General features: G+C 67.9%; 7 protein-coding genes and 1 pseudogene. 3 read left to right on the plus strand and 5 right to left on the minus strand.

Annotation, left to right across the window (positions count from 1 at the left end; translation table 11 throughout):
• Positions 1–78: 78 nt before the first annotated feature.
• The 3 genes from ACZ68L_RS46295 to ACZ68L_RS46305 form a co-directional block, all read right to left on the minus strand.
• Positions 79–435: a WXG100 family type VII secretion target gene (locus ACZ68L_RS46295; protein ID WP_469590859.1), complete on the minus strand. Its 357-nt coding sequence runs from the start codon at positions 433–435 to the stop codon at positions 79–81.
• A 755-nt stretch (positions 436–1,190) separates the two neighbouring features.
• Positions 1,191–1,628 (minus strand): NUDIX hydrolase, encoded by a 438-nt coding sequence (locus ACZ68L_RS46300; RefSeq protein WP_469590861.1) that lies wholly within the window; start codon positions 1,626–1,628, stop codon positions 1,191–1,193.
• A 30-nt stretch (positions 1,629–1,658) separates the two neighbouring features.
• Positions 1,659–2,237, minus strand: coding sequence for an SDR family NAD(P)-dependent oxidoreductase (locus ACZ68L_RS46305; RefSeq protein ID WP_469590863.1), 579 nt, complete (start codon positions 2,235–2,237; stop codon positions 1,659–1,661).
• Here ACZ68L_RS46305 and ACZ68L_RS46310 point away from each other — a divergent pair.
• Positions 2,232–2,435 carry a hypothetical protein gene (locus ACZ68L_RS46310; RefSeq protein WP_469590865.1) on the plus strand — a complete coding sequence of 68 codons (204 nt, stop codon included), beginning with the start codon at positions 2,232–2,234 and terminating at the stop codon, positions 2,433–2,435. The two genes, ACZ68L_RS46305 and ACZ68L_RS46310, sit on opposite strands and share 6 nt — an antisense overlap.
• Positions 2,436–3,576: 1,141 nt before the next feature.
• Here the strand turns inward: ACZ68L_RS46310 and ACZ68L_RS46315 are convergent.
• Positions 3,577–4,209 (minus strand): TetR/AcrR family transcriptional regulator, encoded by a 633-nt coding sequence (locus ACZ68L_RS46315; RefSeq protein WP_469590867.1) that lies wholly within the window; start codon positions 4,207–4,209, stop codon positions 3,577–3,579.
• A gap of 123 nt (positions 4,210–4,332) precedes the next feature.
• On the opposite strand from ACZ68L_RS46315, the gene ACZ68L_RS46320 reads away from it, so the two are divergent.
• Positions 4,333–5,271 (plus strand): alpha/beta fold hydrolase, encoded by a 939-nt coding sequence (locus ACZ68L_RS46320; protein ID WP_469590869.1) that lies wholly within the window; start codon positions 4,333–4,335, stop codon positions 5,269–5,271.
• Between the two features lie 867 nt (positions 5,272–6,138).
• On the plus strand, positions 6,139–6,354 hold the full coding sequence (locus ACZ68L_RS46325; RefSeq protein ID WP_030927449.1) for a DUF6243 family protein: 216 nt from the start codon (positions 6,139–6,141) through the stop codon (positions 6,352–6,354).
• A gap of 413 nt (positions 6,355–6,767) precedes the next feature.
• Here the strand turns inward: ACZ68L_RS46325 and ACZ68L_RS46330 are convergent.
• Positions 6,768–7,307: pseudogene (locus tag ACZ68L_RS46330) on the minus strand (IS5 family transposase); the annotation flags it as partial.
• Between the last annotated feature and the right edge of the window lie 174 nt (positions 7,308–7,481).

The raw sequence follows: 7,481 nt of genomic DNA on the forward strand, positions 1-7,481 counted from the left end.
GGACGACTGCCTGTACCAACGAGCTCCGTTGCTCCACGTTGAAAACCCGTCAACTCCCTTGCATGACCTGCAGAAACGCTAACTACCCGGCCTTGCAGTTTCGCCCTTCACATCCGTCGCGGCCTGGATCTTCCGCAGTTGCTCCATGACGTCCAGGTCCTGTTCCGAGAACCCGTCCCGGCTCAGCCGCACGGCCTGTTCGAGAGCCTGGATGACCAGGCGGATACGTACGGCGTCCTCGGCCGCGCCACGGTGGAGGTCCCGGTAGGCACGGGCGGCCGGCCCCCGCCATCCCGCCTCGATCCGGTCGACGATCGCGTCCATGCGTCTGACCTGCTTGTCCAGGTGGTCCTGCATACCGTCGAGGTCATTGGCCAGGTCCGTCAGCCGGTCGGCCTTCGTCCGAAGTCGTGGATGTCCGCCTGGACCGCCCATCGCATCCCCCAGTCCGTGGTTGTCAACGCCGGTACCACACTGGCTACTTGGTGAACCCGTGTCACCCTAACAACGCCCCTTCGGTCCATGACGGCAGCGAAGGAAAACCGATCGTCCGGGGTGCGTACCACGTCGGCGGCCGACTCTTCATAGCCTCCGCCGCCCAGTCCTCGATGCCGACCACCCTGCCCGCGAGCCCCGACCGGCCAGAAACCCGCCGCGACATCACGGACGCATTCCCTGCTCGGCCTCGCCCTCGCAGCCATGCCGACAGCCCTCGGCAACACCGGTTACCCCTCCGCAACCGACCCCGGCTTGGTTCGCCTGCACCGCATCGGCCTGCCCTCCCGACGTACTGCCGGCACTCGCGATCCAGCGCATCCTGAGCCGGCTCCGCCACGTAGGTGAGGGAACTCCACAGTTCTGCCCCCGGCGTGCCACAACGTGCCAGTGGGGGCGGTGAACACCGGTCAGGAGCAACGTTCATCGGGACCAGCGAGAACGGCCGCTTGATGGCGTTCTCGCAGGTAGATGGCCATCTGCCCCTCAAGTACCGGGTGATTCCCAAGCACAGAGCGCGAGTTCGATTCTCGTTACCCGCTCTTTGATGAGGGCCCAGGTCAACAACCTGGGCCCTCCTTGTTGCCAACGCCGCGCAGCCCGTGGGGCGGCAGTCCGGGCGGGCGCGGCACCAGCGGGTGAACGGTTGCACCACTCAGTGCCGGCCCCAGTAGTGTGTTGATGTGCTCGAAGGCTCAGAGCGATGCCTCGCCCCCGAGGCTTCCGGCGCTGATGGCTCCCCGCAGGACGTGGGCGATCTCCTCCGGCTTGAGGTCGATGCCGTCGAGCCCCTCCGCAGTCAGCGGGATCTCCTCCAGCGCGTACTCGCCGCGGCCCTCGGCGCTGAACTCGGGGCCGGTGCGGTCATCGAAGGACCAGGTTGCGATGCGGGCGAGATAGAAGAGCTGGCGCTCGTCGTCGGACTCCATCGTGTGGAGGAGGCGGACGATGTCGGCCTTTCCCGCGATCTCCTCGTGGATCTCCCGGTGGAGAGCGGCCTCCCTGGACTCGTCACTGGGTTCGACGCCGCCACCGGGCAGGACCCAGTACTCGGAGATGCCGGGCCTGGTGCGGCGAATGCCCAGCATTGTGTCGTCAGCGGTGACGAGGACGGCGCGGACTCGTTCGATCATTTCGGTTCGTCTCCTTGCTTGTTGACGGTCTCAGTGCAGCAGCCAGCCGCCGTCGACGTGGACGGACTGCCCCGCGATGAACGAGGCGGAGAGGCCCACGAGAAACGCCACCAGGGCCGCAACGTCCTCGGGCCGGCCACGGCGCGGGACACACTGGCGCTTGATCTGGTCCTCCGGCCGCGCCCGGTGCCGGGCGGGGAGGGCTTTCTCGGCCTCGACCTGGATGGCTCCGGGCAGGACCGTGTTGACGCAGACCCCGTATGGGCCCAGTTCGCGGGCGAGGGAGCGGGTCAGGCCCAGCAGCCCGGCCTTCGCGGTGCTGTACGCGACGAGGTTCGTCCGGCCGGCGCGGGCGTTGACGCTGCCGATGTTCACGATCCGACCCCAGCGGCGTTCGACCATGCCGGGGGTGAGTGCGTGGCAGGTGCGGTAGTGGGCGGTGAGGTTCACGTCGAGGGAATAGTTCCAGGCGGTTTCGTCGGTGTCCTGCCAGGCGACGCGGGGGTAGAAGCCGGCGTTGTTCACCAGGATGTCGACGGGTCCGATTTCGGTGCAGCCGAGGTCGGCCAGGTCGGCAAGGTCGCCGAGAAAGCCAGCGAGGCCATGCACGCCCTCCACGGCCTGAAGGGCCTCACCACCTGCGGCGATAACCACGCTTGGTCCGAGGTCCAGAACGACCTCGTCGGCGCCGTCATCGCCGCCTTCCTGGCCATGCACTACATCGACCCCACCGGCGCCCGCGCCACCTTCGACGAGATCCTCCACCGCCGGACCCGCAGGGGGCGCGAGCCCGCCGCAGCGGCCTGACCACCTCCGAACGCACGCACCGCTGACCGCGCCCACGAGGCGCGGTCAGCGGCCATGCTTGGGGGCCACCGTCGCGATGACAAGAGGGTCAGGACCTCGCACTGAGCACGCACGTTCCACGAAGTGGCAGAAGCCGCAGTAGCCCTCCGGGCCTTTGACCTTTTCCGGATAGCGCTGGGTTCGACTGCTGGGACGGTTCCGGCAGCCCGCGTGGAGACTGACGGCCCCTCCAACAAAGACCGGAAACTCGCGCCAGCCGGACTGCAAGACATCGCGGCACAGCAAGACCGTAGACACGTGCCAAGTGCCTGGTCCGAGCCCGGTAGAACTTCACCTACTGCATCAAGGCGGCTCGCTCCGCTCGCCGCGCGCTCCCCGGCTGCGCCGGTCGCGCGGCTGGAGCGAGCACCATGCTGGGGAAGAAACCCGCTGTGGCTGGGGCGGTCGGCTCCACGGCTTTAGCCACCTCCCCGGTTCGGGTCCCGCGTCGAGCAAGACCAGGGGGCCACTCGTTCAAATTCCGGGCAGGATCACAGCCTGCCCGAGTTGCCGGCCAGCGTACGGCCCCCTGATCATGCTGACCCCAAACCGGGCAGGACACCGGCCAAACCCGCTCCGCCGCCACCAGTTGGCCATCATCGCGCCGCAGGAGGTTGTGGATGCTGCTCGCTCCGCGTTTGTGGTCCTGAGGGATACGCGAGACCTGCTCGTGGAAGGGTCTACGGTCGACAGCCTGGCTTACAGAGAGCTTGAGGACAGCTTCGATGCGGCAGTGAGCGAGCTCCGCAACGTGATGCGTCGAGACCTCGGCGCAGTCGACTCGATCACGGCACGATGAGGCAGCGGCAACCGTAGTAGCGGAGAGCTGCACCAGAAGCGCACCAGTCGGCACGGCGAGCAGCCGTCAATGACGGCAATCACAGCGCCACGCCTCGTCCCCCACACAGCACATCGTTGCTGGTCAGCACACAAATCAGTACTAGGTCATCCGTGATTCCCAAGGTCAGAGCGCGAGTTCGATTCTCGTCACCCGCTCTTGAGAGAAGGCCCAGGTCGGAGACCTGGGCCTTCTTCGTTGTCCAGACCTCTCGGAGCCCACCCGCCATTCGCGTGCCACAAGTGCCCTGACAGCACGCCAGATTTAGCCCGCCGCCCCGTTCACCGACGTCTCGGTGGTCGAGAAGATCCGGTCCAGATGGTGACGAAGTACCGCGATGGCCGACTCCGGACTCCGCTGGCCCACGAGGATGCTGGTACCCATGGTCGCCGTCATGGCGAGCAGGCTGATCGCCTCCGTGCGCGCTGCGATGCCGGCATCGGCCATGCCTGACGCCTGGGCCTGTTCGAGCAGCCCGGTCAGCGCGTTCTCCGCGGCATCGGGGTTGTCGATGAAGGGCTGGGCTGCAAGGGCCTCGTCGGTCACGGACAGGATCGAGTAGGAGCTGTAGAGGAGGTGGAAGGTGCGACTCTCCTCGTCGGTCGGCAGGGAGGCCAGCAGCAGCGCTTCGATCGTCGCGCGCGGGTCCGGGTCCGGACCGGCGGCGGCGAGGCGGGCGCCCACCCGCGCCGTGAAGCGGTCGGTCAGGTGCTGGAGCCCGTAGAAGAGCAGTTTCTCCTTGGTCTCGAAGTAGTACTGCACGAGCCGGAGCGAGACGCCGGCCTCAGCAGCCACGTCCCGCATGCCGACAGCGTGCAGCCCTCGCCGCCCCGCGACCTGGATGAGCGCCTCGGCGATCTGGGTGCGTCGCTCCTCGTGGTCCACGCGCTTTGGCATGTGCCGTGTCTCCGCCCGTCGGTCGCGTTCGCGGTCCGGCCTGCCCGAACTTCTTCATGGTACCGCCGTACCATTATCATGGTACGGTCGTATCACGAAGAACGGATCTTCCCGGAGGTGCCCGTGCCCGAGAACACGACCCGTGTGCGCCGCGACGTCGGCCGCTACGTCAACGACACCCTGCGCGACCGCTACTTCGCCGCCAGCGACGTCCTCTACGCGATGGGCGCACCCGCTCGCTCCGAGACGGACGTCGAGACGAGCTTCGGCACCACGCACGTCTACCGGTACGGCCCCACCGACCCGGCCGCCGAGTCCCGCACTCCGGTGGTCCTGATCCACGGCGCGGGCTACTGCTCGGCGATGTGGTACCCCAACACCCCCGAGCTCAGCGCCGAACGGCCCGTCTACGCGCTCGACACCCCCGGCGACGCCGGGCGCAGCGTCCACCGCGAGCCCATGTGGCAGCCCGAGCGCGCCGCGCAGTGGATGGACGAGGCCCTCGACGCGCTCGGCCTCGACCGGGTCCACCTCGTCGGCTCCTCCTACGGAGGCTGGCTGGTGCTCAACCAGGCGCACCGCCGGCCCGGACGGCTCGCCTCGGTCACCGCCCTCGACCCGGGCGGCCTGGAGAAGGTGGGCCTGCGCTTCTTCGCCTGGGTCTTCGTGAGCCTCTTCGCCAGCTTCGCTCCCAAGGCGCTGCGTCCGCGCCTCGCCTCCTGGCTGGAGCAGCCGGTCATCGCCGTTCCCGAGTTGCGGAAGTGGGTCCAGGTAGGCGCCCGGGCCTTTCGGATCCGCCGTCCCGCACCTCTGCCGCTGGCCGAGGACGCGCTGCGCTCCATCCGGACCCCGCTCTACCTCATCATGGGCAAGCGCAGCCTCCTGGTACACCCGCAGCGGCAGCTGGAGCGCGTACCGCGCCTGATCCCCGGCGCCCGCGCCGAGATCATCGCCGCGACCGGCCACGGACCACAGATCGACCACCCCGACGTCGTCAACGCCCGGATGCTGGGCTTCATGGAGGACATCGACTCCCTCGACCCCACCGCAGTCGACTCGTAGGGCCTGCGGCGGGGAGCACCGGCTTGGCGGCTGCAAACCCCTGGCTCGTTGAAGGAACCCCGACGCGTCAACAGCCGGACTCGACACCAGTGAACGATGGCGGGAGGCACCTGCCCCGCGTCGTGCCCCGTCCGTGCCCTTCAGATCGGTGCACAGCGGTCAATACGGGGCCTTCACCCACCCCGGGAGCGAGCCATCGGATCCACTGTTTTCGCAGGTCAGGACCTACCTCGATGCCCAACGCGCCATAGATTCCCAAGCTCAGAGCGCGAGTTCGATTCTCGTCACCCGCTCCATGATGAAGGCCCTGGTCGGAGACCAGGGCCTCGTTTGTTGTCTAGACCTCTTTGACGCGTGCCATTCGCGTGCCGTAATTGCCTTGATCTCGCCTCAACCTTGAACTTCATGACGGGCAGTCGGGTTCTCCGGCGGTCCGTTTCACTTGTCGGGTCGGTCATGGGTAGGCCGATGACCCGGCTGTCGCGTCGGTGCGCGCCGGGTTCCACGGATCCGGTGCTCATGTCGCCAGTGTGCTCGCGACCACTGACCACGCCCGCGGCGGCCCAGTATCGTCCATCTGGACCTGCCCCGGGCACGCGGCGACCACCGGCGGGTGTAGGCGGGTGCTGAGATTCCCGGAAGGAAACGGCTGACCCCGGGCGCTCACCGAAAGCCCGGCCGACGCCGGGGCGGCGAAAGGCTTGGCGTGGGGGGCCGACGGAACCGGGTAACGTCTTTGTCATGTTCTTCGAGACGCCGATTTACGAGTGAGAGCGTGATGGGCCCCTGCTGACGTCCCTCGACGTCGCCGCGCCCGTCCCCCACCGATGAATCCGTAGATCACTTCACATCATTCCGGGAGAACCCATGACCGTGAGCAAGAACATCAACAACCCCGTGGGCATGGGCGGCGGCCAGCGCAAGAGGCTGTCCCGCGCCGAACGGCAGAATAATGGTCCGCACCGCAACCTCGACCGCAAGGGTGCCGCCGACCGGAAGGCGGAGCTGGTGCGCAAGATGCGCGAGAAGGCAGGCGCAGCCGAGGGCGCCGGGCAGACGGGCGACGACACCGCACAGAGCTGACGCACCGCCGCCGCAGGGCAGCACCGCACGGGGCAGGGTCCGGACCGCGACGCACGGTCCGGACCCTGCTGCCGTACCGGGGCTCTGCGGCCGTACCGGGCGCGGCCGGTCCCGCTCGGCTCTCGGCCGACCACCCGCGTCTCAGCCGACCAAACGGGGGTGGGCGTGCCACTACGTGCCAGTCAGGACGGTGGACAGCGGTCAGCAGAGGCCCGAACGAAGCCACTGCGGCACGCCCCCAGGGATGCGTTTCCCCAGATCAGATGGCATGCAAGCCTACGCAGTACTGGGTGCTTCCCAAGCTCGGAGCGCGAGTTCGATTCTCGTCACCCGCTCCATGAAGAAGCCCCAGGCCAACGGCCCGGGGCTTCTTTGTTGTCCGGACAGCCCTTAGGGTCTGTGCGGGGTTCGGATCATGCACGGGCTGGCAGGCTGCGGAGCCAGATGATGGATCCGCGTAGGTGGAGGCCGGCGGTGTAACTCTCGGGCTTCTTGTCGTAGCGGGTGGCCAGCCCTCGCCACTCCTTGAACTTGTTGATTGTTCGCTCGACGGTGTTGCGGTCCTTGTAGAGCGTGGCGTCGTGGCTGACCGGGCGGCCGCCCGAGCTGCCCTTCTTCTTGCGGTTGGTGCTTTGGTCGGCTTTCTCCGGGATCACCGCTTTGATGTTGCGTCTGCGCAGGTAGGCGCGGTTGGCGCGGGATGAGTACGCCTTGTCTCCGGCGGCCGCGTCCGGCCTGGTCCGAGGACGGCCGACGCGCCCGCGGACCTTGATCTTCTCCAGAACCGGGATGAAGCGCGGGCTGTCAGCGGCCTGGCCGGGCGTGAGAATGATGGATAACGGACGGCATCGACGGTCAGCGGCGAGGTGCACCTTACTGGTCAGCCCGCCCCGGGAGCGGCCCAGTTCGGCAGCCTTCAGCCGGGCCCTGCGACGGCGGCGCAGGGCCCGCCGCCGTCCCCGCTCGGCGTCTGCCGCGCCCTCGGATCCCTCACCTATGGCACCGTTTTGCCCCTTGTCTGGAGCCCCTTTTCCTCTGCCAGGGCCTTCTCCAGCTCACCGAGGAGCTCCGCGTCGACCACCATCCCGGCCGCATGGTGGTGCGCGCGGGCAACGGTGGAGTCCACG

It is taken from the genome of Streptomyces sp. NPDC104309 (genome assembly GCF_055584025.1).